This window comes from Nocardia sp. SYP-A9097, assembly GCF_009649815.1.
Classification (GTDB): Bacteria; Actinomycetota; Actinomycetes; order Mycobacteriales; family Mycobacteriaceae; genus Nocardia.
This window is the reverse complement of record NZ_WJIC01000039.1, coordinates 25,216-51,173: the sequence shown is the minus strand read 5'-3', so window position 1 is coordinate 51,173 and position 25,958 is coordinate 25,216. Positions and strand designations below refer to the sequence as shown.

At 65.1% G+C, this 25,958-nt stretch carries 25 protein-coding genes; 14 read left to right on the top strand and 11 right to left on the bottom strand.

The annotated features are described in order from the left end of the window. Positions 1-364: 364 nt before the first annotated feature. Complete coding sequence (locus GFY24_RS37410; protein ID WP_228567034.1) at positions 365-838, bottom strand: plasmid pRiA4b ORF-3 family protein; 474 nt, start codon at positions 836-838, stop codon at positions 365-367. Positions 839-1,017: 179 nt separating this feature from the next. Here GFY24_RS37410 and GFY24_RS43150 point away from each other — a divergent pair, with 179 nt between their 5' ends. From GFY24_RS43150 to GFY24_RS37395, 3 genes are all read left to right on the top strand, one after another. After that, the gene (locus GFY24_RS43150) at positions 1,018-2,043 is read left to right on the top strand and encodes an SEC-C domain-containing protein (protein ID WP_194853170.1); all 1,026 of its coding nucleotides are present in this window, start codon (positions 1,018-1,020) and stop codon (positions 2,041-2,043) included. Positions 2,044-2,282: 239 nt separating this feature from the next. Then, positions 2,283-3,671: an ATP/GTP-binding protein gene (locus tag GFY24_RS37400; RefSeq protein ID WP_194853169.1), complete on the top strand. Its 1,389-nt coding sequence runs from the start codon at positions 2,283-2,285 to the stop codon at positions 3,669-3,671. Beyond that, on the top strand, positions 3,595-4,236 hold the full coding sequence (locus GFY24_RS37395; protein ID WP_153809843.1) for an RloB family protein: 642 nt from the start codon (positions 3,595-3,597) through the stop codon (positions 4,234-4,236). Before GFY24_RS37400 ends, GFY24_RS37395 begins: the two co-directional genes overlap by 77 nt. A gap of 648 nt (positions 4,237-4,884) precedes the next feature. On the opposite strand, the gene GFY24_RS37390 is transcribed toward GFY24_RS37395, so the two are convergent. The 4 genes from GFY24_RS37390 to GFY24_RS37375 form a co-directional block, all read right to left on the bottom strand. Then, positions 4,885-5,898 (bottom strand): exonuclease domain-containing protein, encoded by a 1,014-nt coding sequence (locus GFY24_RS37390; RefSeq protein WP_153809842.1) that lies wholly within the window; start codon positions 5,896-5,898, stop codon positions 4,885-4,887. Continuing rightward, the gene (locus tag GFY24_RS37385; RefSeq protein ID WP_153809841.1) at positions 5,898-6,479 is read right to left on the bottom strand and encodes a hypothetical protein; all 582 of its coding nucleotides are present in this window, start codon (positions 6,477-6,479) and stop codon (positions 5,898-5,900) included. Before GFY24_RS37385 ends, GFY24_RS37390 begins: the two co-directional genes overlap by 1 nt. A gap of 385 nt (positions 6,480-6,864) precedes the next feature. Further along, positions 6,865-7,473: a DUF4352 domain-containing protein gene (locus GFY24_RS37380; RefSeq protein WP_153809840.1), complete on the bottom strand. Its 609-nt coding sequence runs from the start codon at positions 7,471-7,473 to the stop codon at positions 6,865-6,867. 89 nt (positions 7,474-7,562) lie between these two features. Next, a complete protein-coding gene (locus tag GFY24_RS37375; protein ID WP_153809839.1) occupies positions 7,563-7,880 on the bottom strand; it encodes a hypothetical protein in 318 nt (105 codons plus the stop codon). Positions 7,881-8,045: 165 nt separating this feature from the next. Between GFY24_RS37375 and GFY24_RS37370 the strand changes: the two genes are divergently transcribed. The 7 genes from GFY24_RS37370 to GFY24_RS37340 all read left to right on the top strand — a co-directional run bounded on the left by GFY24_RS37370 (position 8,046) and on the right by GFY24_RS37340 (position 16,583). Next, complete coding sequence (locus GFY24_RS37370) at positions 8,046-10,079, top strand: N-6 DNA methylase (protein ID WP_153809838.1); 2,034 nt, start codon at positions 8,046-8,048, stop codon at positions 10,077-10,079. 159 nt (positions 10,080-10,238) lie between these two features. Next, on the top strand, positions 10,239-10,919 hold the full coding sequence (locus tag GFY24_RS37365; RefSeq protein ID WP_153809837.1) for a hypothetical protein: 681 nt from the start codon (positions 10,239-10,241) through the stop codon (positions 10,917-10,919). Between the two features lie 35 nt (positions 10,920-10,954). Then, positions 10,955-12,394: a protein kinase gene (locus GFY24_RS37360; protein ID WP_309231800.1), complete on the top strand. Its 1,440-nt coding sequence runs from the start codon at positions 10,955-10,957 to the stop codon at positions 12,392-12,394. An 89-nt stretch (positions 12,395-12,483) separates the two neighbouring features. Continuing rightward, complete coding sequence (locus tag GFY24_RS37355; protein WP_153809836.1) at positions 12,484-13,023, top strand: hypothetical protein; 540 nt, start codon at positions 12,484-12,486, stop codon at positions 13,021-13,023. 2 nt (positions 13,024-13,025) lie between these two features. Continuing rightward, a complete protein-coding gene (locus GFY24_RS37350; protein WP_228567031.1) occupies positions 13,026-14,048 on the top strand; it encodes an exonuclease domain-containing protein in 1,023 nt (340 codons plus the stop codon). 116 nt (positions 14,049-14,164) lie between these two features. Then, the gene (gene gcvT, locus GFY24_RS37345) at positions 14,165-15,265 is read left to right on the top strand and encodes a glycine cleavage system aminomethyltransferase GcvT (protein ID WP_309231799.1); all 1,101 of its coding nucleotides are present in this window, start codon (positions 14,165-14,167) and stop codon (positions 15,263-15,265) included. 217 nt (positions 15,266-15,482) lie between these two features. Further along, positions 15,483-16,583 (top strand): branched-chain amino acid aminotransferase, encoded by a 1,101-nt coding sequence (locus GFY24_RS37340; RefSeq protein ID WP_153809833.1) that lies wholly within the window; start codon positions 15,483-15,485, stop codon positions 16,581-16,583. Positions 16,584-16,652: 69 nt separating this feature from the next. Here GFY24_RS37340 and GFY24_RS37335 read toward each other — a convergent pair whose 3' ends face one another. The 4 genes from GFY24_RS37335 to GFY24_RS37320 all read right to left on the bottom strand — a co-directional run bounded on the left by GFY24_RS37335 (position 16,653) and on the right by GFY24_RS37320 (position 20,346). Continuing rightward, on the bottom strand, positions 16,653-17,366 hold the full coding sequence (locus tag GFY24_RS37335; RefSeq protein WP_153809832.1) for an MBL fold metallo-hydrolase: 714 nt from the start codon (positions 17,364-17,366) through the stop codon (positions 16,653-16,655). A 129-nt stretch (positions 17,367-17,495) separates the two neighbouring features. Next, the gene (locus GFY24_RS37330; RefSeq protein ID WP_153809831.1) at positions 17,496-18,614 is read right to left on the bottom strand and encodes a homoserine O-succinyltransferase; all 1,119 of its coding nucleotides are present in this window, start codon (positions 18,612-18,614) and stop codon (positions 17,496-17,498) included. A 129-nt stretch (positions 18,615-18,743) separates the two neighbouring features. After that, on the bottom strand, positions 18,744-19,715 hold the full coding sequence (locus GFY24_RS37325; protein ID WP_309231798.1) for a carbohydrate kinase family protein: 972 nt from the start codon (positions 19,713-19,715) through the stop codon (positions 18,744-18,746). A gap of 280 nt (positions 19,716-19,995) precedes the next feature. Beyond that, positions 19,996-20,346: an iron-sulfur cluster assembly accessory protein gene (locus tag GFY24_RS37320; RefSeq protein WP_153809830.1), complete on the bottom strand. Its 351-nt coding sequence runs from the start codon at positions 20,344-20,346 to the stop codon at positions 19,996-19,998. A 209-nt stretch (positions 20,347-20,555) separates the two neighbouring features. Here GFY24_RS37320 and GFY24_RS37315 point away from each other — a divergent pair, with 209 nt between their 5' ends. Then, complete coding sequence (locus GFY24_RS37315) at positions 20,556-21,209, top strand: DUF3043 domain-containing protein (RefSeq protein WP_309231797.1); 654 nt, start codon at positions 20,556-20,558, stop codon at positions 21,207-21,209. Positions 21,210-21,405: 196 nt separating this feature from the next. On the opposite strand, the gene GFY24_RS37310 is transcribed toward GFY24_RS37315, so the two are convergent. Both GFY24_RS37310 and GFY24_RS43145 read right to left on the bottom strand, forming a co-directional pair. Next, positions 21,406-21,636 (bottom strand): hypothetical protein, encoded by a 231-nt coding sequence (locus GFY24_RS37310; protein WP_153809828.1) that lies wholly within the window; start codon positions 21,634-21,636, stop codon positions 21,406-21,408. Next, complete coding sequence (locus GFY24_RS43145; RefSeq protein WP_255458849.1) at positions 21,633-21,755, bottom strand: hypothetical protein; 123 nt, start codon at positions 21,753-21,755, stop codon at positions 21,633-21,635. Before GFY24_RS43145 ends, GFY24_RS37310 begins: the two co-directional genes overlap by 4 nt. Before the next feature lie 86 nt (positions 21,756-21,841). Here GFY24_RS43145 and GFY24_RS37305 point away from each other — a divergent pair, with 86 nt between their 5' ends. From GFY24_RS37305 to GFY24_RS37295, 3 genes are all read left to right on the top strand, one after another. Further along, on the top strand, positions 21,842-22,810 hold the full coding sequence (locus GFY24_RS37305) for a GlxA family transcriptional regulator (RefSeq protein ID WP_153809827.1): 969 nt from the start codon (positions 21,842-21,844) through the stop codon (positions 22,808-22,810). Positions 22,811-22,949: 139 nt separating this feature from the next. Continuing rightward, positions 22,950-24,884, top strand: coding sequence for a nicotinate-nucleotide--dimethylbenzimidazole phosphoribosyltransferase (gene cobT, locus GFY24_RS37300; RefSeq protein WP_309231796.1), 1,935 nt, complete (start codon positions 22,950-22,952; stop codon positions 24,882-24,884). 138 nt (positions 24,885-25,022) lie between these two features. Next, positions 25,023-25,766, top strand: a complete 744-nt coding sequence (locus GFY24_RS37295) for an adenosylcobinamide-GDP ribazoletransferase (RefSeq protein WP_153809826.1) — start codon at positions 25,023-25,025, stop codon at positions 25,764-25,766. Positions 25,767-25,958 lie beyond the last annotated feature (192 nt).

Below are 25,958 nucleotides of genomic sequence, written 5' to 3'. Positions count from 1 at the left end.
CGACTCAACATCCGCTACGACCGAAAAGCCACCCACTACCTGGCATTTCTCACCTTGGCTGCGACACTGACCGGCTACAAGAAGCTCGCGAAGGCGAGAACGAAATCATCCACGTGAGACACGGTCTAAGACCGGCGCTGATGTACTTTTCGCTCCCAAAGTTCGCTTGCCGTGGCCGAAGGCAACGATGGACCGCCTACTTCACGTCTCGCCCGTAGCCGAACTGGCTGTCCAGTGCCCAGTTGATCTCTTCGACGACGAACGGGCTGGGCACCGGGTCGTCGGATTCAGTGATGACATCTTCCGGTGTGACGTATTGGAACGATTTGCCGTCATCGTACGGATCGCTTCTGCGAGACCAGTATTAGTATTTGGCGACGCCGCCATATACATCCACAGGGCAATCGCGCATCCCGCCGGCGCAGCGGGCCCGCGGCATCTTCGCAGTTCGTGGCTTGATCTCATCGAGCACCATGTGGTGCACCCAGAGGTCGGCGAAATCGTAGAGGTAGAACAGGGTGTCGCCCGGCGTGGTGATGAGTTCGTCCAGGCGAACCTGTTCCTCGGGCACTGCGGTATCACCGTCTTCGACCGCCTCGGGGCAGATATAGCGCTCCATCGTCGGGTCGTCGAAGGCTGGGCCGCAACGGAATTCGTGGGACGCACGGTCGACCCAGCCGAAGGATGCGCCGATGACCTCATGCAGATCGTTGAGGAACAGTTCGGAGGACACCTCCAACCACCGGAACAGCGGCGGCTCGGTGCCCACGATCGACGCATGCAAGCGGAAGGTGACCGGCCTCTTGCGGCGCGGTCCACGGCGGGAGAGCGGCTTCATATCGGCCACGGAGCGACATTAGCTGATGTGGTGCCGAGGTTCGTCGGTTCCGTGGAAGGTGAATCAGGATGGTGTGGTCGGAGATCCAGTTCGTCGGCCCGTTTCAAGCACCTGCACCATTCGGCATGTCGGCATCCGGCGCGCACTATCGTAGTGACAACGAACAGAAGGAGGATCCAGTGTCCGACCCCATGTCGAGTTCGGAGCGGCGGCAATTGCAGGCCCTGGAACGCGAACATGCTCGACTGCTCGCTGAACAGGAGCGGTTGCAGGGTCAATTGGCTTCCCGCGCAGCATATCTCGGTAGTCATTTGCAGCCTCCCGGCGAAATCGCGCGCCAGTTCGAGGAAGCAGCGGATGCCGATCCCGTGGATCGCGCCCAAAACCTCAACGAGGCTGCGGGGTACTGGGCTATGGCGGGCGAACTGGAGCGCGCTCGCCGCATGCATCTCGCCGCCATTGCCGACGGCGGTGAGGTCGCCGGCGACGCACGGGTCTGGTACGCGGAGTTCCTGCTCGAGTTCGGTGACGCGCAGGCCGGGCGGGCGTTGCTCGACACGGTCCTCGCCGAGGGACCGGACGATTTCGGCATCTACGAGTCGGTCGCGGAGACATTCGAAGCCATCGACGCACCGGATGAGGCACTCCACTGGTTCGACGCGGGTTTGGCCCGGCTACGGTTGACCGCTCCCGATCAGGAATTCGAGTTATATCGACTTGCGATCGGCCGCAGTCGAATTCGAGAGTCGCTCGGCCTCCCCGAGGACTCCGACGATCGATGGGCCGAACAGCAGCGCGAGGGATGGGTTGAACGCCTGACCCTGGACGGTCGCAGCGCCCAGACACATTCCGTCGCCACGGCGGTGTTCTACTTCCCGGAGCCGGAGTTCGATGCCGCGCTGCGTCGATGGCCGCAATTGCGGGAGCAGTATGACAGTCATGAGGAGCATCGCGAATCGGTCGAAAAGCGGCTCCGGGCAATGGATTCCGGACACGACACGCGTGTGTCTCCAGCTACTGTCGACGGCCTGGCCGAGTATGCGGCGGCCGGCGACGGGGATCCGGCGCAGTCGAAAACCCGTGCGGCCTACGCCGCCGAATTGAGTCGTCTCGGCATGGACATCGATTGGCCGCCGGGACGTAACGAGCCCTGTTGGTGCGGATCATCCAGGAAGTACAAGAAGTGCTGCGGTCGGCCGAACTGACGCTTCGGGGCGCGGGCACGAGTGGTCATCGAAAAGCCAAGCCGGACAGCTCCTTTCAAGCCAGCCGGGGAAGTCTTCGCTGGTGCCACCCGTTGTAGGTCGGCACCGCGTTGATGCTTCCTACCGGATCGCACATTCTTCACCGAATAGCCACACGATGTTGATTCGGTATGAGTATTGTCAAACCTTGACAGCTTTTGGCATCTATCGACATGATCTGTTGCTGGAGGAGGGCTGACATGCTGCTGCGATTTCGGGTAGAGAACCATGCGTCACTACGCGATGAACAGGAGTTGACGCTTGTCAGCTCCGAGTGCCACCCGAAGCGAGCCGAAGCCGAGGTACCTGGTTCGAGTGAACTCGTGACGGTTCCGGTGGCGGCGATCTACGGCCCGAACGCCTCGGGAAAGTCGAATGTCATCGACGCCATCACCTGGATGCGCTGGGCGGTCCTGTCGTCCTACCGCCGATGGGACCCGACCGGTGGCGTTCCGCGTCGCCCATTCCAATTCCGCCGAAATCCGGAGGACCACCCCACCGACTTTCAGATCGATTTCGCCGTCGACGGGGTGCGGCACGCCTTCGGATTCTCCGTCGATGACACGAGAGTCCGGAATGAGTGGATGGTCTACTACCCCGAAGGGCGAGCGCGCCGGCTCTACGATCGTGACGACAAGGATGAGGTGACCTTCGGCCGCTGGTTGACCGGCCGCCGCAAGACGGTAGCGGACTCGCTGCGGTCCAATAGTCTTTTCCTCTCGGTCGCTGCGGCCCAGGGGCATGAACAGCTGAGCCGCATATTCCGCTGGTTCCAGTTCGGCCTGGTGGTAGCTGATGACAGTGACTACTCCGGACGACTCGAGCACACATTGCATCTCCTGCTCGAGGACGATGTGCACCGTCCGGAGTCACGGGCGGTGGCAATGCTGCTTTCCTACGCTGATCTCGGCGCCACTGGGCTCGAGGCCAAGGAGTTCGACGAGACGGACGATGAGGAGTTGCGGAGGGTTCGCCAAGCATTGCGCGATGCGGTCGGCAGCCGCCTCGTTGTAGAGCCCGGCCGGTTCAAAGATGTGCGCGTGCGGCATCGGACAACGGATGGGGAATTCACTCTGCCCTTGTCCCACGAGTCGAGCGGAACTCGTACTTGGATCGGTCTGCTCGGGGTGGTGGTCTCCGCGCTGATGCGCGGGGCCGTCCTGTGTGTCGATGAACTCGACGCACGGCTGCACCCCCAGTTGGTCGACGCTCTGATCGGAATGTTCGCTTCGGCGGAGGTGAACACGCGCGGGGCGCAACTCGTATTCAGTTCTCACGATATGACTTTGCTGGGGCGGAACGCTCAGACGGAACTGTCGCGTGACCAGATCTGGTTCACGGAGAAGGATCCCGGTACCTTGGCGACGAACCTGTTCCCGATGACCGACTTCCCGGTGCGTGACACCGACAACTTCGAACACCGCTATCTGCTGGGCCGTTTCGGCGCGGTTCCATATCTGGACGACGACTTTCTGCCGCGGCTGGTAGAACTTCTCGAGCGTGAGGACGTGAATGAGGGGGAAGAAGCCGCTCCAGCAGACGGCGAAGTCGAAACGGCAGGAGCGACTTCGCTTCCTCATCTACTGTGAGGACGAGAAGGCGGGTGCCGAGTACTTCAAAGGCGTCAAAGGCGACCTGCGAGCGCAGATCAAAATCGGGTCACAGCATGGCGAACCGCTCGGCTTGGTGAAAGCCGCTGTCGACCATATGGATCGAGCGGAGCGTTGCCGGGAGGACCGATGGACGCCCTACGACGAGGTCTGGTGTGTCATCGATGTGGAGGCGCCGCAGCCGCACGCCTGCTTGGATCAAGCGTTGCAGCTTGCGAAGCAGAACGGCGTGGGGGTCGCGTTCGCGAATCCTTGTTTCGAGCTCTGGGTGATGCTGCACTTCGAATCGGTTACCGCACACCATGATTCATCCCGTATGCAGGCCGTTTTGGAGGGAAAGGGGCATTGCGGATATAACGCGAGGGCGAAGTCCATCCAGTACGGTTCTCTCCGTGGGAAGTACGAGACGGCTCGGATGAACGCAATGAACCTGCGGCTGGACCCACTCAGCGATTACCGGTGGAATCCATGGACCGATATCGACGAATTGGTCGAGCGCGTCAAGAAATACGCTGCGGGCAGCGTCGACGGCACAGCGTTGTAGTCGACGGCCTTCCTGATTCACTTCGGTTGGTGGCCAACTCATTGTGGTTGAGAGGTTCGGGGATTACTGCGGGCCGGTGCTGATTTAGGTGTGAGTAGCACGCTCACTGTGCTGGCCCGTTGACGATCTGAAAGGCTGGGTCGGAGCAACCCTTCAGTCGTGAACCTCGGTCGTATCCGCCTATCAAGTTGTTGATCGGCTGCATGTACAGCCGAAGCCGATGTCTCCGGGCCGAGATAGTCGAATCCGTTTTCTTCGGCGATAGTCCGAGCCTCTTCGTAGGACACCGGTTCGAGGTCGGTCCAATGTCCTTGCATGGCTCTGGAGTCAGCCGCCCACTTCCGCCAGTAGCAGGCTCGACAGGTCGGCTCTCCGTAGCTGTTCTTGTCGAGGGTGTAGTTGAACCGGTAGTGCGCATCGACTGTGCATGTGCGGCAACGAGTCAACTGCCAGCTGTCGGGGTGAGTGAACGGCTCCATTGGATCGAGGCCGCCGGCACCTTGAATTTCGGAGATGTGCTGCTCGCACCACGTTGGTTTGGTTCGGGTTTTGAACGCGGCTTCGTTGGTACAGCCTGCTGCGGAGCAGATCTGATCGGTTGGGGTTGGCTTGCGGCGTAAGGGCTTCGGCGGCCTGGGCTTCGGCCTCTCATCCAAAGGGGCTGCGCAGCCGACTCGGTGTCGGCGGCCGGCGATTCGGTTCGTCCTCGCCTGCTATGCCGATCCCGTCGAGAGGTTTGCCCTCGAGACATCTGAGGAAGTCGTCCTCGGTCATGACCTCGATGTCCTGGCCTTTATCCTGAAGTTCGAATGCTTTGCGAGCCTTGCCAGTGATGTTGGAACCTGGACGTAGCACGGCAGGGTTGATGTCACCCACGACGAGGACGTTCGTTTTCTTCGTGACGACTTTGTCGGCCGGTGCGCCGACTCGAGCGGACTCCTGCCAGGCGATCTGCCGGGTCATGGAAATCAGGGTGCCGGTGAAAACGACGACTCTGCCGTAGAGGTAGCCCTCGGGGTCGGCGTTCGGATCGAGTTCAGGCCGCACCAGTCGGGATCCGGTACCTGCGGAAATCGCAACGCTGCCTTTGTAAAGGCCGCCGGCCATCGTGCCGATGCGAACACCAACCGAACCGGCTAGTTCCTCGAGGTCGACAGCGTTTTGTCTTCCGGCCAGCCCGCGAACCAAGTCCACCACAGCTCTGGCGTCCGCGAGTGGATCGTGATGGTCGTCGATCGACCCGCCGAGCGACTCCAGGACATACGGAAGCCGATACGAAGGCAGGGAAAGGACGCGGCGAGACAGCACCATCGTGCACAGGAATCGCAGGCCCGGCCACTCGATTTGGTCGACCGCACAGGCATATCGGATGACGCCGGTGTCGAAGCCCGCATTGTGGGCAACAACGACATCGTCGCCGATGTAGTCGACGATCGCCGGCAGGATTTGCTCCCAGCTCGGCGCGTGCGCGACGGTCTTCGCGCTGATGCCGTGCAGCACAGTGTTGTACGCGTCGAAGTAGTTAACCGCCTCCGGAGGACGGATCAACCAACGGCGTTCGTCCACCACAGCCCCATCGCGGACACGGACGAGACCGACCGCACAAGGCGATCCGCGGTAGGAGTTCGCGGTCTCGAAATCGATAGCCGTGTAGTCGAACATCAGGCCACCGGCTCCGGCTGCACGCGTTCCAGGAACTCGTCGGGCAGGACCGAGATGGTCTGGCTATTGAGTTCCATCGGCATGATCCACGGGGTTTCGCCAGTCTTGGGTGCCCTGGTCCGCCGGTGCCGTTGCTCGTCGGTGAACAGCCACGCCGCCCACGTCTGGGCGACGTAGTTGGCTACCGTCAGAGCGCGGAATTGCGGTTTTTCGGCTTCCGGCGGGGCGAGCACGGGCGTCGGCGGAAAGCCCGGAATGACAAGGTCTTTGCGGTTGCTCGAGTTGTAGTCGCCGATCGCCTCACAGATGCGGTCCTGGTGGGTGGCAGTCCGCTTGATCAGGTCGTCGAACGCGTCGACGTTGACGGCGTGAACAAAACCGGCAGGGGGCTCGGTACCGGTGGTGAGCACTACCGATCGGTCTCTTGTGAGGGAGCGGATTTTCATGTCGTAGTCGGGATCGTCGTGTGAGATGACAACCGCGTTGGTGTTGTTCACGCTGGTGCGTCCGGTGCGGCTGGTCAGCCAGATGGCGGTGGCGTCGGCGGCCGATTGCCGATCGACGATTGCGAAGCCGAGCATTGCTCTCCAGTGGCGGTTGTCGGATTCCGGCATTCGAGTCATGCACGAATGGCGGTGGCGGTCGAGACCGAAGGAACTATCCTTGAATTCGGAACTCCCACACGTAGTCCCGGGCGCGGCTGTGCACAGCCGCTGGCAAGGCGAATCCCGCCGGATTGCTCTCCGACCCACCGCCGTCGCTTCTCGAGCCGCATATCGGGCATTGGCGAACCCCAGAATTTCTCTCGATCTAGGCGAACCCCCTGATTCGCAATTTGAGTATCAGTGCAGGCTTCGCGGAACGGCCCGCCATCGAATGAGATTGGCACGGAATGACACTCTCGGGGATTCCAGGTCAGAGGCGGGCGGGGAGTGGCCCGCCCTGTCGCGTGAGATGTTCGAGGGGTTAGTGCAGCGAGACCGTGACTCCGCCGGAGAACATCGAGTCGTGCAGGACTATGTGGTCCGGGGCTGAGTCTGCGGGGAGGTCGTAGACGACCTGGGCGGTGATTGTGTTGCCCGGGTTGAGGTTTGCGTAGAGGCTGGTGTCGGACTGGAGGTTGATGGCGGCGGTGGCGTCGTTGCTGAATTTGCGGTTCTTCGCGTCGAAGACGTATTGGTCGCTGGGGGAGAAGCCGTAGGGCTTGTCTGAGGTGTTGGTGATGGCTATCGACACGATGGTGAAGGCGCCCTGGGCGGTCTTTTGGAGGAATTCGTTGTCGCCCAACGTTTTCACGCCGGTTTGGACTTGGGTGACGACGAATTCGAATTTGCCGTCGCGGACGGGGGTGTTCAGGCCGGGGACGGGTTTGCTGGGGTCGGCGGCGGGGGAGCCGGAGGAGGACGAGCTGCCCTTGCTCATCAGTGCGCCGCCGATGCCGCAGACCGCCACGATGACGGCTATGACGATCAGGATGGTCCTGAGGGTGTGCGATTTCTTGGGCGGCGTGGGCATCGCGTACTGCGGGTAGCCGGGCTGCTGCGGGGGGATCTGGCCGGGCTGCGGGTGGGACATGAGGCTCCTGAGGGCGTGTTTCGGGAGGTCCCCGGCGGCTTGCCGGGGACCGATCACGTTGGTGCGGACTGGGTTTCGTGCCGGGTCGGTTACTCGGCGACCCAGGTGCAGCCGCTGACGTCGACGACGTCGCCGGCGTTGAGGCGCACGAAGGACGCCCCGGTGTAGGACTCGATGTCGATCAGGTCCGAGGACTTCGCGCCCTTGTAGGGCAGCCAGGTGATGAAGCAGGAGCCGTAGTCCTGATCGCGCGGGCCGGCGGTGCGGTAAGTGCCGGGCTGGACGTCCTGGCCGACTACCTGCTGGCCCTCGTGGAGCTGGGTGGCGGGGTCGGCGTGGGCGATGCCGGTGCCGGCGAGGGTGGTGAGGGCGGCGGCGGCCAGGAGGGTGATCACGTTGCGGCGCATGGGTTTTCCTTCGTTCGGTACTGGAGATCGGGGCGGCCGGATCAGGCTCTGTCCCGCTGATGCAAAACCGTATGAGACTGTGAAAACATTGTCAACACGAAATTGGAGATTGATTTTTGCTCACGCGTCGACAAGGGTGGAGGGAACGTTCACGAGAGGAGGGGTATGTCGAAGCCCGCGTCAACGGTCAGTGCTGCGGAGATTTCGCGGCTGGCCGACGTCACGCGTGCCACGGTCAGCAACTGGCGGCGGCGGCACGACGACTTTCCCAAGGCGATCGCCGGGAGCAGTGAGGCCCGACCCCAGTTCGACCTGCGGGAAGTGCAGGAATGGCTGGTCGGGCACGGGGTTGAGGTGTCGGAGTCGCCGACTACCGAGCTGCGGACGCTGGTGCGGACACAGGCGACGGCCGACGCTATTGCGCGGGTGATGACGGGTCTGCGGGTATCGGGAGGACGTTGGGCCGCGAGTGAAGCTCTGGTGGGCGGCGTCGGGGCGGATGCTTCGGCCGGCGAGATGAGCGGGGCCCGGCTCGATGTACGCAGTGGTTTCGCCGAGGATCTGCTGCAGGCGCTCGAACGGGCAGCCGTCGCGGACGGTAACCGTGCCGCCATCGATGTACTGGCGGAGCGAGCACTTGATGACACCGCGGCGACGGGTGTGTACATCACCCCCGAGCCCGTCGCGAAACTCATGGCGGCACTGCTGGATTCACCCACACAGCGGTTGCGCAGCGTGCTGGACCCGGCGTGCGGGAGTGGATCACTACTGCTCGCAGCCGCGCAGTTGGGCGCGACTGATCTCTACGGTCAAGACTCGCTCCCGGTGCAGGGTCAGCGCGCGAGACTGCTCCTGGAAGCCGACGCCGATCTGGAACCCGTTGTGTGCGAGGGCGATTCCCTGACAGCGGACGCTTTCCCGGACCTGCGCGTCGATGCCGTGCTCTGCAATCCGCCGTACGGGCAACGCGATTGGGGCTCAGGCGAACTGGCCTTCGACACCCGCTGGGATTACGGCACACCGCCGCGTGGTGAGCCGGAACTGGCCTGGGTGCAGCATGCGGTCGCACATCTGCAACCCGGCGGCACCGCCGTTCTGCTCCTGCCACCCGCGGTCGCGACTCGCCCGTCCGGGCGCAAGATTCGCGCGGCGCTGGTGCGTAAGGGCGCGCTGCGTGCGGTCATCGGATTGGCTCCGGGTGCGGCGCAACCCTGGCATGTGGGATTGCAGCTCTGGGTGCTGCGGCCACTGCAGGTAGATGTACCTGCCTCGGACACCATGCTTTTCGTCGATACGACCGCACTGCCTGCCGCCGCGGACGGCATCGACTGGGACGCCGTCATCGAATCGGTGGTCCGGGCCTGGCGGGCATTCGATGGTGAGAACTCCGGTACCGCAACCGTTTCCGGGATTGCCGCCGCTGTCCGACTCGTCGAGGTGATGGACGATGAAGTTGATCTGACACCCGCTCGCTATGTTCGGTCGTCGCTCGACTCGGATACCGTCTCGGGTGAGGTCGATGACGCGATTCGCAGACTGGCAAGTGTCGCAGCGGAATTGGCTTCGGTGACCGACGCGCTGGGTGGGTGGTCGACGGCCTCGGGCAAGTCCTGGCGGTTCGTATCCATCGCCGATCTGGTGAACTACGGTCAGCTGGAATGGATTCGAGCATCTCCGCCGAGTACTGCCAAGTCGGCCAATGACACCCGCGTCCTGACCGCTCCGGACGTTGCCACGGGCAACCCGGCCTCGGGCAGCTTCGCGACCTCCGCACCGGAGACCGAGATCGAGATCCACGCCGGGGATGTGCTCATCCCGGCGATCCGCAGTGATCGAACCGGTGGCCGCAGTGCGCGTGTCGCGGGTCCCGAGGATGCGGGGGCGATTCGCGGGCCGCATGTGCACCTCCTCCGCCTCGATCGTGAGCGACTTGACCCCTGGTTCGTCGCGGGCTTCCTCACTGGCGCGGAAAATGTTTCCGCCACAAGGACATCCACTATTCGATTCGACCCGAGCCGACTGCGGATCCCGGTGCTCGCGTTGTCCGAGCAGCAGCGCTACGGCGAGACCTTCCGTCACCTGTTCCTATTGCGCGGCGCTGCCCGCCGGGCGAGCTATGCCGCCGAACATGTCGCGGAGCTGGTGACCACGGGCTTCACCGCCGGAGCGCTGGCACCGGACGAGAAGGACCACAAGTGAGGCGTGCGAGCACATCCGCTACCCCGGGCTCGGCGCTGCTACGGTTGCCACAATCCGCGGTAATTGTGCGGGCGATGAGTACAGGGGAGACAGCCGGTCGTGATAGGGGACATCGCCGCCCATCCCAATTCCGCGCCGCTCGCGGAAGGGATGGTCGACTTGCTTGATGAGAGACTCGATTCGGCGCCCCGCGGCCGTGCGGTGGATTCACTTGCCGATTACGTCGCATTGCGGTCCACGCTGCTTGACCAACCTGCCTCGGAACCACCTGCGCTGCAATCGAATACCGGCGAGTTCAGCACGGTTTCGCTGGAAGAGCTCGTCGATGCCGGGGCGGTGACTCTCCATGAAGCACCCCCTACCGTTGTCTCCGAAACCGGCGAGACTCCCATGCTCTCCGCGAAGGATGTCCGACTGGGCCGTGCTCCGTCCCGCTGGGGGAACGTGGCCGCACCCGGCGCGGTGACCGTGCGCGCGGGTGATGTCGCGGTGGTGATCGGCACCGATGTCGCGGTCCGTGTCTGCGCCGACGCCGGTGCCCTCCTCGGGCCCGGAATTCACCTGGTGCGCAGCAATGTCAAAGCCCTCGATCCGGACTTCCTCGCCGGGGTGTTGCGCGCCGCCGTGGATGCAGCCGACGGCAATCACGTCGACCTGTATCAGGTCTCGGTGCCGCGCATCCCGCCTGCCGAGCAGCGCCGTTACGCCGATGTTTTCGCACAGCTGACCGAGCTGGAAACCGCTTGGCAGCAGCAGCGTTCGAATATGGAGCGCCTGATCCGCTCCGGATTCCGCGGCCTCGCACAGGGTCGCCTGAGGCCCGGCACCGGCGACGAGTAGCGTTTCGGTTTCCTGGACTCACGGAGGTAGGCGCGGTGCAACCGCAGGTCGTCGGCGGCCGGTACGAGCTGCTCAATGAGATCGGCGCGGGTGGCATGGGGCAGGTCTACGACGGCTTCGATCGCCATCTGCGGCGGCAGATCGCGGTGAAGTTCACGCATCCGAGTTTGGACAAGGATCCGGATTGGACCAAACGCTTCTTCCGGGAAGCGGAGTTCATGGCTCAGCTGCGGCATCCGGGACTGCCGATGATCCACGACGCCGGGATTGAGCCGGGGCAGCCTGAACGGCCTTATCTCGTAATGGAATTCGTGAAGGGGGTTACCTTCGACGAATTGCTGGACCGGCAGGGGCCGCTGCCGGTGGGGGCGGTGGCTTCGCTGGGCGCGCAGGCGGCGGCGGTTCTCGCTGCGACGCACCGCAATCGGATCTATCACCGGGATTTGAAGCCGTCGAATCTCATGCTGTGCGACGACGGGACCGTCAAGGTGCTGGATTTCGGGCTGGCGGTATCGCTCGATGCCGACAAGACCCGATATACCAGCACCGGACATACCTTGGGCACACCGGCTTTCATGGCTCCGGAGCAGGTCGAGGGTGGGACGGTGGTGCCGCAGACCGATCTCTACGCGCTCGGTCTCGTGCTGCACGAATTGCTCACCGGCGACCGGGTTATGACGGGTAGTTCGCCATATGTGGTGTGGCAGAACCAGGTTCATCAGACTCCGCCCGATATCCGTTCCGAGAGACCAGAAGTGCCTGTCGAACTGGCTCGGTTGATTATGGGCATGCTGGCAAAATCGCCGGATCAGCGACCCGAAGACGCGGCTACCGTGCATGCGGTGCTGCTGCGGCATGCCACCGGTGTGGGGTCGCTGTCCGAGGTGACCGATCCGGTCAGCCCGGCGGTGATGTACGCGCGGGCAGCCGCGGCCGGCGGATCTTCGCGCACCGCACAGACTGTCGTGTCCGCGACCCGGGTGCTGCGGACTCCACCCGAGCACGCGCCGAGTGTCCCGCCGAAACCGTCGGCAACCGATTTCAGCCGCGGCGATCTACAGCGCGCCATGCGCCGCGCCCGCGATTTCGCCGACGACTCGCGGTACGACCCGGCGGTGCACGAGCTCCAGACCATCGTGGACAAGGCTCTCCCTCGATTCGGATCCCGCGATGCCGATGTGGTCGAGGCGCGCCTGCGACTCGCGGATCTGCGTTTCGAAGGTGTCGACTATGCCGGTGCCGCAGAGCTTTACCGCGAACTCATCGATGATCTGACCGCCGAGCGTGGACCCTACGACGACCACGTCATGTACTGCCAGCGCCGGTTGGCGTCCTGCCATGTACACACCGGAGATGTGAAAGCCGCGCTGACTCGACTCAAGCGGCTGCACAGTCAGATGGCGGTGCGATACGGCGAGCAGGACAGGCGCGTCATCGAATTGGCGGCGCAGATCGGACATATCAAAGCCGGTTGAGCTCGGTAGTCTCACCGAAATCGGCAGACATGTCGGACCCATGCTCTACGGTGTCCGGTGCAGAGCATCCGCAGCGACCTCGGAGCGTCATGACCATTGCGACTCAAACCGTCCTGTCCCTTGTAGTGGTGCTCGACAAGGTGGAAGACCGGTTGGTTGTTTGGCACGTGAATGTCGGTCGGGCCATTGGTCTTTCGCGCCTATCGGGCGCTTGGGTGGTGGGGGAGGACAGCGCGCAGGAGATTGCGGCGCTCACCGCCGGATATGACTCGGTGTGGTGCGGTCGGGTAGCGGAGGGTATCGCCGCGGCGGGGGTCGTGGATCTCGATGCGACGTTCGCGGCCGCACAGGCAGAAGTTGACGCGGCGGACTCGCTGCTCACCGAATATCAAGCCGCACAGTCGAATAAAGCGATACGCCCGGAGTGGCCGGAGTTGGTGCATCCCGCCGAGGCGGGACGAGCGCCGGGCGTCGTAGACGAAATCGTCCACGATGCACTAGTTTTGGCGCGCGGCATTGCCGATCTCGCCGATCGCTGGTCCGATTTCGAATCCCTGCGCGTGGCAAGGCATTTCCTGACCAATCACGGCGGGCCGACCGTGCGGCCACTGCCACTCGTGGTCCGGTGAGAATGCCCGGACTGTCGTTCGCGGCTCTCGACGTCGAGACGGCAAATTCCTCTCGCGGAAGTATCTGCGCGGTAGGCGTCGCGATCGTCCGCGACGGCGTGCGCCTGGCCACCCACTCCTGGCTGTGCCGCCCACCCCGCTCGGTGGACTTCTTCTCCCGGCACAACATTCGCGTACACGGCATCTCACCGACGATGGTGGCAGACCAGCCAGTCTTCGCCGCCCGTTTTCCCGAAGTGCTCGAGGTTGTCGCCGACCTCCCGCTGGTCGCGCACAATGCCGGTTTCGACAGCAGCGCAATCCGCGAAGCCTGCCGCCACAGCGAAATCCCTTCCCCAAGCTGGGATTTCACCTGCACCCTGACCATGTCCCGCCGCCACCTCGACCTCGACAGCTACCGCCTCCCCGCCGTCGCCGATGCCCTGGACATTCCCCTCCTAACCCACCACAACGCAGCCGCCGACGCCACGGCCGCCGCCGACATAGTCCTGGCACTGGCCGCCCGCACAGGCATCGACTCCCTCAGCGACCTCGAACGCCTGGGCGCAGACCGCCCCTATCGCACTCGCCCGGCCGCCCCGCGCCACATGGAATACCCTGCCCGCGTGGAGGTCTCGCGCCCCCGCCAATCCTTCTTCGCCCGTGCGGAATTGGTCATGCCGGAAATCACCGGCACAGACCCAGCCCATCCCCTCCACGGCCAAACAGTGGTCTTCACAGGCGATCTCACCACCCTCACCCGCCAGGAAGCCTGGAACATAATCGCCGCCTGCGGCGCAACCCCCGCCAAAAACGTCACCAAGCGCACCACCTGCCTGGTAATCGGCGACGCCTTCACCGGCCAAGACCCCTCCGCCTTCACCACCACCAAGGCCCACCGCGCCGCCCACCTGCGCACCCAGGGCCAACAGATCGAAATCCTCGACGAGCAGCGCTTCCTCGCGACCCTGAAACCGGTCGGAGGTGAGAGCCAGGATTCGTGCCAGCTAACTTTCCGCAGACTTCAGCGCAGCTCCCGGATTTGATAGCGAGCTGTCATGACTATCGACGCAGGTCATCGCGGAGCGGTTCCGGTATGTGGGAGCGGCGCGGCGGGTCGGCGGGATTATCGACCGGCGCGGCGACCGATAAACTCCTTCGCGTGACCGACGAGAAGCTGCTGCAGGGACCAATCCACGCCGTCCATGTCGAACTGGGCGCTACCTTCGCGCCGTTCGGGGGGTGGGAGATGCCGGTGTCGTATGCGGGGACCGTGGGGGAGCACGCCGCCGTACGGACCACCGTGGGGCTGTTCGATGTCAGCCACCTCGGGAAGGCCACTGTCGAGGGTGAGGGCGCCGCGGCGTTCGTGAACTCGGCGTTGAGCAATGACCTCGATCGGATTCGGCCCGGCAAGGCGCAGTACACGCTGTGCTGCACGCCCGAGGGTGGCGTGATCGACGATCTCATCGCCTACTACGTCAGCGATGACGAGATCTTCCTGGTGCCGAACGCCGCCAATACCGCGACCGTGGTCGCGGAGTTGCAGAAGCGGGTGCCGGCGGGAATCACCGTGACCGATGAGCATCGCGGCTACGCGGTGTTCGCGGTGCAGGGGCCGAAGTCGGCGGAAGTGCTTGCGGCGCTGGGGTTGCCGACCGATATGGAGTACATGGCGTACGCCGATGCCGAATGGGACGGGCGGCCGGTGCGCGTCTGCCGGACCGGGTACACCGGGGAACACGGCTACGAGTTGCTGCCGAAATGGGATGACGCCGAGGCGGTATTCCGGGCACTGGTGACGCAGGTCGAAGCCGCCGGGGGACAGGCCGCCGGACTCGGCGCGCGTGACACCCTGCGCACGGAGATGGGCTACCCGCTGCACGGACATGAACTCTCCGTTGACATTTCGCCGTTGCAGGCGCGCACGGGCTGGGCCGTCGGCTGGAAGAAGCCGGAGTTCTGGGGCAAGGCCGCGCTGGAGCAGGAGAAGGCGGCCGGTCCGCGACGACTTCTGCTGGGGCTCAAGGCAATCGACCGTGGCGTGCTGCGTCAGGGGCAGGCCGTCATGCGTGGCGACGAGCAGGTCGGTGAGACCACCTCCGGCACTTTCTCGCCCAGCCTCAAGGTGGGTATCGCGCTCGCGTTGATCGACACCGCGGCAAAGATCGAACCCGGCGATGAGGTCGAGGTCGACGTGCGTGGCCGCCGCCTCAAGTGCGAGGTCGTCAAGCCGCCATTCGTCGAACCGCATACGGCCTGAACCGCATACGGCTCAGCCGTGACAATCGTGTACCTGCGGACTCGGATTGTGCGCGTCCTCCTCGAGGGTCCGCAGGCGCGCGGGCGGGCGGATTTCCGCCCGAATGCGGTGGTGAACGCTCGAAAGAGCCGGGTCTGAGACGCGCGACGCGCGAGGGATTCCGGCCGGTGGGTGGGTGGCGGCGTGTCCGGTAAAGCCACAAATTAAACTCCCCGACATGACAGTTGCCGCGCAGTTCACCCGCACCTCGCACCCCGCCCCGACCTCGGCGGAGCGACGGCAGGAGATTCTCGCGGCCCCCGGATTCGGGCGTTTCTTCACCGATCACATGGTGTCCATCGACTACATCGACGGGCAGTGGGTGAACCCGCAGGTCGAACCGTACGGGCCGCTGTCCATGGATCCGGCGACCATGGTGTTCCACTACGGGCAGGCGATCTTCGAGGGGTTGAAGGCGTACCGGCAGGCCGATGGCAGCATCGCGACCTTCCGGGTCGATGCCAATGCGGCGCGGTTCCGCCGGTCGGCGGCGCGCATGGCGATGGCCGAGCTGCCGGATGAGCTGTTCATCGAGTCCGTGCGTCAGCTGCTCGAGGTCGACTCCGCGTGGGTGCCGCCCGCCGGTGGTGAGGAGTCGCTGTACCTGCGGCCGTTCATGTTCGCCACCGAAGCCGGGCTCGGGGTGAAGCCGGCCTCGGCTTACAAGTACCTGCTGCTGGGTTCGCCTGCGGGCGCGTACTTCCCGCGTGGTGTGAAGCCGGTGAAGGTGTGGCTGTCCACCGAATACGTGCGCGCTGCCCCCGGTGGTACCGGTGAGGCGAAGGTCGCGGGTAACTACGCCTCCTCGCTGCTGGCGCAGAAGCAAGCCTCTGAAGAGGGCTGCGATCAGGTGGTGTGGCTCGATGCCATTGAGCGCCAGTATGTCGAGGAGATGGGTACGAACAACCTGTTCTTCGTCTTCGGTACCGGGTCGCAGGCGCGGCTGGTGACACCGGAGCTGTCCGGGTCGCTGCTGCCGGGTATCACTCGCGATTCGCTGCTCACCCTCGCCGCCGATGCGGGGTATCCCGTTGAGGAGCGCAAGATTTCGGTCGACGAGTGGCACAAGGGTGCCGAAAACGGGGAAATCTCAGAGGTTTTCGCCTGCGGCACCGCCGCGGTTATCACGCCGGTCGGCACGGTGAAGTCCGCCGAGGGCGAATTCACCATCGGCGGAGGCGAACCCGGCGAGGTCACCATGGCATTGCGGGATACCCTCACCGGAATCCAGCGCGGTACCTTCGCCGACAGCCACGGCTGGCTGCGCACCATGGCGTAAGCCTCTGGATGCTGAAAAGCGCCCGCTCCGAACGAGATTCGGTGCGGGCGCTTTCCGTTCGGGACGAAATCAGCCGGGCATGAACATCTGCCACTCATCGAGGGTCTTGGGCCGCATAACGTAGTTCTTCTCGACGATCTTGGACAGCTCGGCGCTGGGCTCCTCGGAGTACCAGTGCCCCGGGTACACCACCGGATTGCCTTGCAGCGCAGCCAAAGACCGCAGGCTGCGGAACATATCGTCGGAGTTGCCGCCCGGGAAGTCGGTGCGCCCGCAACCATCCACGAAGAGCGTATCGCCCGCGATCAACCTGTTCTCGAACAGGAAGCACTGGCTACCCGGCGTATGCCCGGGCGTATGCAGCAGTTCGATCTCGAACCCGCCGACCGCGACCTTGTCGCCGTGCGCGTGCCCGGTCAGCTCACTGGGCGCGATACCGGTGACATTGGCGACCCACGGCAGCTCCTCGGCATTGACGTGCACCGCCACATCGACCTTCTCCAGGAGCTCCTTCACCCCGCTCAGCGTGAAGCCCAACATGGTGCCGCCGACATGATCGGGATGGTGATGTGTGGCCAGCACGCCCGACAGCCGCATACCGTCGGCCTCGGCGATCTCCACCAGATCCCCGGCGGCATACGCCGGATCGACGACCACGCAGTCGCCGGTCTCCCGGTCGCCGATCAAATACGCGAAGTTCCGCATCTGCGTGGCGATCGGATCACCGACCGCCCAGTCGCGACCCGCGAGCAGCTGACGAAAATACAAACGGTCCGAGGCCATAACGAACACCCTATTGCCTCGCAGACGATCGAATGTGCAGGACCCCTACCGAAGTTGGACCCCCGCCCAGTCACGGCCTGGGCGGAGAGCTTGTGCGAGGCATTCAGGCGGAATCGCGATCCAGCAGTACTACGCGGGCTGTGGCTCTTGACCGGCCGAGGAGACGCCGGTCGCGGATTCCGCTGCGGCGTCGCGCCGATTCCGCACGGCCACCAGCCAATTGGCGAAGAAGATGCGCGAATGCGTGGACCAGTCCCGCGCTACTTCGGTGTGGTCGGCGGGCAGCACCAGCTCGTCGAGCAGCGCCGGATCGCGGCGGTTTCGCACCGATTCGGCATGCGCGGTGAGCCGCTCGTGCACCTCGGCCGGGAAGTATCCGACCGGAATCCGAGGGAACGGCAGCGTCGAATCGGCGATCCACCGCCGTAGATCCCGGCGGTATTCGCGAGCCATGGTGTCCGGCAGATACTCGGGATGACCCTGAATGAAGACGTGCCGCAGCCCCTGCGGGCCGATGGCCAACTGCCATTGTGCCTCCTCGGAGTCGAGCAGCACGGTGAGTCCGGCCGACCGCAGGTCCGCCGAGGTCATGACATTCCAGCGCGAATGCGGCACGCGCACGGGCGTGGCGAGCCCCGCCGTGAGTTCAGCCTCCGGTCCATCGGCGAAATTCGCTCCGGCCGTACCCATTTCGACCGGATCGAGAGCGCCCGGCGCAAGATGCACCCGATGGTCGAATGCCCCATGGCATCGATCCGCGAGCCGGTGACGGCGCACCCCGTGCAGCAGATGCAGTGCGGCATGCGCGGACTGACAGGAGAACAGCAGCGAGGTGGCACCCGCGCACTCCCGCAGCAGCCGGTCGATTATCGCCAGACACGGTTCGCCCGCGATCTCCGTCGCCGTGGGTTCACTGCCACTGATGATCAGCGCGTCCATCGCGGACAGGGCGGGCCAATCCACCGAGTTCGGGGAACCGAGCGGGTCGATGCCGAAGCAGCTCAGCTCCACCCGCACCGGATCGCCGCCGAGGAGGCTTGTCCCCGCTGAAGCGTCGCGCGAATCAGCTTGACGGACAGGGAATTCGGGCCGCTCCGTGACCAGTGGATCGGAGCTGAACGGCAGGTCCGGCACTGCCCACCCGAGCCGTTCGGTCGCGGCGCGCACCGCCTCGGCGAATACGCGTTTCGTCATGCTGTCCGGCCGAAGTGAAAGCAGATCCACTACGCCGACCCGTACCACCATCATCAGGTCCTTCGAAATAAGAGCTGACAGAACAACGCGAATGAACCGCGGTGATCAGGCCCGGTTCTCGCGCAAAAAGAACCGCACGCCAATCATTTGATCAGCGTGCGGTACGAACTTGTCGAGCAGGTTTCAACGAAGAATATTCTCGATCTCCGAAGCCGCTTCCGGACCGTAAGCCTCGCGCAGCCGCTTCAGCGCGACGTCCTTGTCGAGGGTCCATTCCTGGGTGCCGATGGTCTCGAGGACGAGAACCGCGATGAGTGAACCCAGCTGGGCCGAGCGCTCCAGGGACAGCCCGGCCGAGTGTCCGGTGAGGAAGCCCGCGCGGAAGCCGTCGCCGACGCCGGTCGGGTCGACCTTGGCATTGTCGGGGACCACGTCGACGTGCAGTTCGGTGCCGTCCTTGTCGACGATCTTCGCGCCCTTGGAGCCGAGGGTCGTCACCCGAATGCCAACGCGCTCACCGATTTCGGCTTCGGTGAGGCCGGTCTTCTGCAGCAGCAGGCCCCACTCGTACTCGTTGGTGAACAGATAGGCGGCGCCTTCGATGAGCGACAGGGCCTGCTCGCCGTCGAGACGCGCCAGCTGCTGCGATGGGTCGGCGGCGAAGGCGATGCCCGCGGTACGGCACTGCTCGGTGTGCAGCACCATGGCGTCGGGATCGTTCGCGCCGACGAGCACCAGCTCGAGGTCGCGATCGGAAGCCAGCGCGCCGATGGAGATTTCGCGGGCCTCGCTCATCGCGCCCGGGTAGAAGGACGCGATCTGTGCCATCGACTCATCGGTGGTGCAGACGAAACGCGCGGTGTGCGCCTCGGTGGAGATCCGCACGGCGGAGCAGTCGACGCCATTGGATTCCAGCCACTGCCGGTAGTCGCCGAAGTCGGGGCCGACCGCGCCGACCAGCAGCGGGGTCTGGCCCAGCAGGCCCATGGCGTAGGCGATATTGCCGGCCACGCCGCCGCGGCGGATGACCAGGTCGTCGACGAGGAAGCTCAGGGACACATGCTGGAGTTGGTCGGCCAGCAGCACATCGGAGAACTTCCCCGGAAAGCGCATGAGGTGGTCGGTCGCAATGGAGGCGGACACGGCGATGGTCACGGGCGTCGATCCTTCGGTGACGTGCGCTGCGCACACCTGAACGAGACGAGGCAGACGCGGGGCCGGGTGGAGCGAACCGAGGGGTTCGCACTTAGAAAAATACACTGTCCGAGACGGGTAGACCCAACTCTCGGGGCTCTCAGGGGCTTCGCCCCCGAACCCCCAGGAGCATTCGGGGGCGCTGCCCCCGGACCCCCGGAATGGGCGGGGTCTGTCCCGTCCGGACATGCAGCAGCGCGGAACCTCCGGTGAAGGAATGTTCCGCGCTGGATGCGTCAGATCAGTTGAAGCTGTCGCCGCAGGCGCAGGAGCCGGTGGCGTTCGGGTTGTCGATGGTGAAGCCCTGCTTCTCGATGGTGTCGACGAAGTCGATCGAGGCACCCTGGATGTACGGGGCGCTCATACGGTCGACGGCGAGCTTGACGCCACCGAATTCGACAACCAGGTCGCCGTCGAGCGAGCGATCGTCGAAGAAGAGCTGGTAGCGCAGACCGGCACAGCCACCGGGCTGCACGGCGATGCGCAGCGCGAGGTCGTCGCGGCCCTCCTGATCGAGGAGCGCCTTAGCCTTGACGGCAGCGGCGTCGGTCAGAGTCGCACCATGGGTGGTGGTCTCGTTCTGCACAGTCATGAACTCTCCTAAAGGACCTGTTTTCAACCCGTGAGAAGGGGCACGGCTCGATGCGTGTCAACGCCTCTTCGCGGACGACTATTCCCAATCCTACGCGGCAGCGATTCTGCCAGCAGTGCAGGGACTGAGCGGCCGCTCCTTCACTGAGATACCAAAGATGGGCGGACCAGGTTTTTCCGGCGGACAGGCCATCGAATAGCCTGGTCGCCGTGAAGTTCCTGCGCCGTGGCGATCCCAACCCCACCTCCGACACCTCCACCGTCGATGCCGGTGGCGCCGCGACGGCCGAGGAGCGATCCTCCACCGCCGGTAAGGGGCGGCCCACGCCCAAGCGGCGTGAGGCGCAGGCCCGCCGTCGCGGGCCGGTCGCGCCCGCCCCCCTGACCTCGAAGGAAGCGCGTGCGCGCCGCAAGGAGCTGCGTGGTTCCCGGGCGGACCGCAAGGTCGAATCGGCCGAGCGCAAGGCCGCGACGCAGGATCGCCGGGCGCGCATGCTCGCCGGTGAGGAGCAGTACCTGCTGCCGCGCGACAAGGGTCCGGTGAAGGGTTACGTGCGGGATATCGTGGACGCGCGCCGCAATCTGCTCGGCCTGTTCATGCCCCTTGCACTCGTATTGATCCTGAGCATGATTCTCTCGCCCGCACTGCAGGCGATTGTCACGCTCGCAATGCTGGTGATGATGGTCTTCATGATCATCGAGGGTGTTGTCCTGGGCCGCATCGTGAACAAGCGGGTGCGCGAGCGCTTCCCGAATGCCGAGGATTCCAGCTTCTCGCTGGGCTGGTACTCGTTCGTGCGCGCCTCGCAGGTTCGCCGCATGCGTGCGCCGAAGCCGCGGGTCAGCGCGGGGGACAGCATCTAGCAATACGTCGAAACGACGAGGGCCGCCGAATGATTCGGCGGCCCTCAGTTGTTCGCGGGGTGGTCATCGGTGCTGTGACACTGTGGTGGCGGTTCGGGTGGATGGTGTGGGCGTTCATCTCCGAAGCGGACATCCGTCGCCGTGGTGCCCCAGTGGCGCGGTGCGGGGCCGATGAGGGCGAGGGATAGCAGGCTCATCAGCTGTGCTCCCGGACGCCCGCGATGGCACGCAGTTCGAGTGCGCCGCGGTCATGGTCGCGATCGGTGATGCCGGTGGATCCGACCATGCCCCAGGAGGATTCGCGGTGGAAGGGAATGGCGCGCCCGGCGGCGGCCAAGAGTGCGAAGAGTCGGGTGAACATCGATGATGCCTTGTGGTCGGTGTCGCTGCGGGTGGTGGATACGAACCCGGTGCTGATGGTGGTCATGCGCGTGCCTCGCCTTCATCGGTGGGATCGGTTGTGCCCCATGCCATGGCGGCGTAGGTGAGATATCCGAGTGCGCTCATCGCGGTTCCGGCCGCGGTGATTGCGGTGATCGCTTGCATGGCAGTAAGTTTTCTCCAATGCAGTTACTGCCAACAGTGGCAGTTCTGTCATTGATCGCAAAAATTCAGCCAGGTAGGGTGGGGTCATGCTTTCGAAGGTCGCCGTCGTACTGAACGAACGACTCGCCATGTTCGAATTCGGCGTTGTCTGTGAGGTTTTCGGGCTGGACCGGACCGCGGACGGACTGCCCGGCTTCGACTTCCGGGTCTGCGGGGCCGATCCCGGAAAACCGCTGGGCTCCAGCTCGCCGGGGATATCGGTGACCGCGCAGTACGGTCTCGAGGAGCTGCGGGACGCGGATCTGGTGGCAATTCCGGCATTCCCGTACTCGACCGAGGGGGCGATGGATCCGCGGGTCGTGGAGGCGGTCCGCGATGCCTCGCAGCGCGGGGCCACGGTCCTGACGGTCTGCTCCGGGGCCTTCCTCGCGGGCGAGGCCGGACTGCTCGACGGACGCAAATGCACCACGCACTGGCGGTACGTCGACCAACTGGCGGAACGGTTTCCGCTCGCCACCGTCGATCCGGATGTGCTGTTCGTGGACGAGGGCAATCTCATCACCAGCGCCGGGACGGCCGCCGGAATCGACGCCTGCCTCCATCTGGTGCGCCGCGAGCTCGGCAGTGCGGTCGCCAATGCCATCGCCCGCCGCATGGTGGTGCCACCGCAGCGCGACGGTGGGCAGCGGCAGTTCATCGAACGGCCCGTGGTGGATTGCAGCTCGGACAGCCTCAGCGAGACGCTGCACTGGCTGGAAGAGAATCTGGAACTACCGCATACGGTCGAATCGCTGTCCGCGCGTTCGAATATGTCGACCCGCACCTTCGCCCGCAAGTTCGCCGCAGAAACCGGCACCACGCCGGTGAAATGGCTGACCGGCCAGCGCATCCTGCAGGCGAAGCAACTCCTCGAAGACACCGATATGGATTTGGAAACCGTCGCGCACCACTGCGGATTCGGCTCCGGAGCCCTGCTGCGCCACCACTTCCAGCGCCTGGTCGGCATCGCCCCCGCCGAATACCGACGCCGATTCGGCGGGGTGCGCGCGGGCTAGCCGAGCATGCCGATTCTTCGATGTCTCGGTGGGTTCGGTGTCTGCGGTTGGGGGCGTGTTCGAGGGTCGGTCGGGCGGAATCGGGGCGGCAGCCGTGCCTAGTCGGCTGAAGGGCACGGGCTGTTGATACCGTGCTGACGTGTCGCACAGTGCTCAGTCAACCGATCGACCGCTACGGACGCTGGTGCTCGGTGGAGCCCGGTCCGGTAAGTCGGCTTTCGCGGAACAGTTGGTCGTATCGGAGGCGGTGCGATATATCGCCACCGCGATCCCCGATCCCACCGACGCGGATTTCGCCGAACGTATTGCGGCACACCGGATCCGGCGACCCGGCAATTGGACCGTGGTGGAGGGCGACCCGATCGCCGCGCTGGCCCAGCCGGTCCCGGCCACCCTCATCGACGACCTCGGCACCTGGCTGACGGCTCGCATCGACGCGCGCGCCGCCTGGGAATCGCCCCGTGGCACCATCGCCCCCGACCTGGACTCCTTAGTCGCGGCCGTGGCCGAATACCCCGAACGCCTGATCATCGTCAGCCCCGAAGTGGGCCTCGGCGTCATCCCCGCCACCCACTCCGGCCGTCTCTTCCGCGACGAACTCGGCGCTCTCAACCAGCGCTTGGCCCAACTCTGCGACGAGGTCTACCTCGTAGTCGCCGGCCAAGCCATGCGCGTCAAGCCGGACCGCGCCTTCGCGTCGGCCGCCGCCCTCACCGACGCGGCCGCCACGGCGGATGCCCAGACCGGGCCGGCCACATCGGAATCCGGCACGGCCCCGGTGGATCAGCCTGCCACGCAGGTCGATTCGACCACGCCCGGTAGCAGCTCGGCCGCCGCGGGTGCGGGTGCTGCGACGGTGGCCACCGCAGCTGCCGCGGCCGCCGGTATATCGACGGAAATTGGGGATCAGCCCGCTGCGCACGAGGTTTCGGCCGCGGGCGCTGCCGGTGCTACGACTGCCGCAGCGGCGGCGAGTACCGCCGGGGCGATGAATCTCTCCAAGCCGGTGCGGATTTCGTTCGCGCCGGTGCCTGGGCCTGATGCCGGGGTGCTGGCGGCCGCGCAGGGGCGGCAGTTGGAGTTGACGAAGCCGGCGGGGGCTTTGGGGCGGTTGGAGACGCTCGGGAATTGGGTGGCGGCTTGTCAGGGGGTTTGTCCGCCCAAGCAGTTCGAGCGGGCTCGGGTTGTGGTGTTCGCGGGGGACCATGGGGTTGCGGCGCATGGGGTTTCGGCTTACCCGAGTGAGGTGACCGGGCAGATGGTTGCCAATTTCCTCGCGGGTGGGGCGGCGGTGAATGTGCTGGCGCGGCTGGCGGATGCCACCGTGCGGGTGGAAGACATTGCGGTGCAGGGGGATACGGCTCCGGAGATTTCCCGGCACAAGGTGCGGCGGTCGAGTGGGTCCATCGATCGGGAAGACGCGCTGAGCGAGTCGGAGGTGCAGGCCGCGCTGGCCGCCGGTGCCGCCATCGCCGACGAGGAAATCGATTCCGGCGCAGACCTTCTCATCGCCGGTGAGATGGGAATCGGTAACACCACCCCTGCCACCGTGCTGATCGCGACCATCACCGATACCGAACCCGTGGTGGCGGTCGGACGGGGCACCGGCGTCGACGACGCCGGATGGATTCGCAAGACCGCCGCCATTCGTGACGCCATGTGGCGGGCGCGGCCGGAGGTCAAGGATCCGGTTGCGTTGCTGCGCATCGCAGGTGGAGCCGACCTCGCCGCCATGGCCGGATTCCTGGCGCGCGCCGCCTCCCGCCGCACCCCGGTGATTCTCGATGGCGTGGTCGTCACCGCCGCCGCGCTCGTCGCGAATCAGCTCGCATTGGGTGCCCGCGAGTGGTGGGTGGCGGGGCATCGCTCCAGCGAGCCGTCGCACACCATCGCCCTGGAGAAGCTCCAGCTCGAACCCCTGGTCGAGATGAATATGCGACTCGGCGAAGGCTCCGGCGCGGTCACCGCCCTGCCCGTACTGCGCGCCGCCGTCGCAACCCTCACGGAGATGGCGACTTTCGCGCAGGCAGGTGTCAGCACCGCCGACGCCACGCCCGAAACCCCCGGTGCGTAAGCGCACGATGACAATGGCCGGCCGAGTGCACGGAAGTGAAGTGCCTCGGCGTCGGCGCATGAACGCGGCGCCCGAGTGGGACCGCAGCGCGGGGGCGGTTGGCCGGGCACGTGGGGCGGGGCTGGAGCGCTCGGGGTTATGAATGGTGTGCGGCTGGCGGTTTCGTGGTTGACGGTGCTGCCTGTGCGGGGGCCGGATGAGGTTGATCGTGCGGGTGCGGGGCGGGCCATTGGGTGGGCTCCCGTGGTGGGGGTGTTGCTTGGGCTCGGTGCGGCTGGACTTATGTGGGTGCTGGGTGCGGTGGGGGCCTCGTGGTTGCTGGGCGGGTTTATCGCGGTGGCGGGGCTTGCTCTCATCACGCGTGGGATGCATATCGATGGGCTCGCGGACACTATGGATGGGCTCGGTAGTTATGGTCCGCCGGAGCGTGCGCGCGAGGTTATGAAGAGTGGTGGGGCGGGGCCGTTCGGGGTGGCGGCGTTGATCTTTGTGATTGCGATTCAAGCGGTTTCATTCGCCGCGCTTGCCGCCGCCGGGCACTGGATGGGGATCGTGTCGGCGGTCGCGGTCGGGCGTGTTGCGGTCGTGCTGGCCTGCCGTCGCGGCATCGATCCCGCACCCGGGGCCGGATTCGGGGCCTTGGTCGCCGGGACGCAAGGACCGCTGATCGGGCCGATCTGGGCCGGAATCGCCTTGATTGCAGCGGTTTTCGCGGGTGGCCACTGGTGGTTGGGCCCGCTCGGTATTCTCGCCGCGCTCGGTTCGTCGCTGCTCCTGGTGCGCCATTGCGTGCGCAGATTCGGCGGCCTCAATGGCGATGTACTGGGTGCCGCACTCGAATTCACCGTCACCATCGCCGCCGGAGCCTTCACCCTCGCGTGACCACAAGATCACCAGGCACTCACCGGGCCATCGTCCGAGTAGCCCTCACGCCCATTGCCTGGTGATCTTGATCCGCTTATGCGTCGTAACTACCCTTTCGGCACGAATCACCCTGTCTCGTAACAGATTGCCCGCCGGCGCAATCCGACTGCCCCGTCGCCGCGAATACCTCGTGATCGAAGTTGCCCGGGA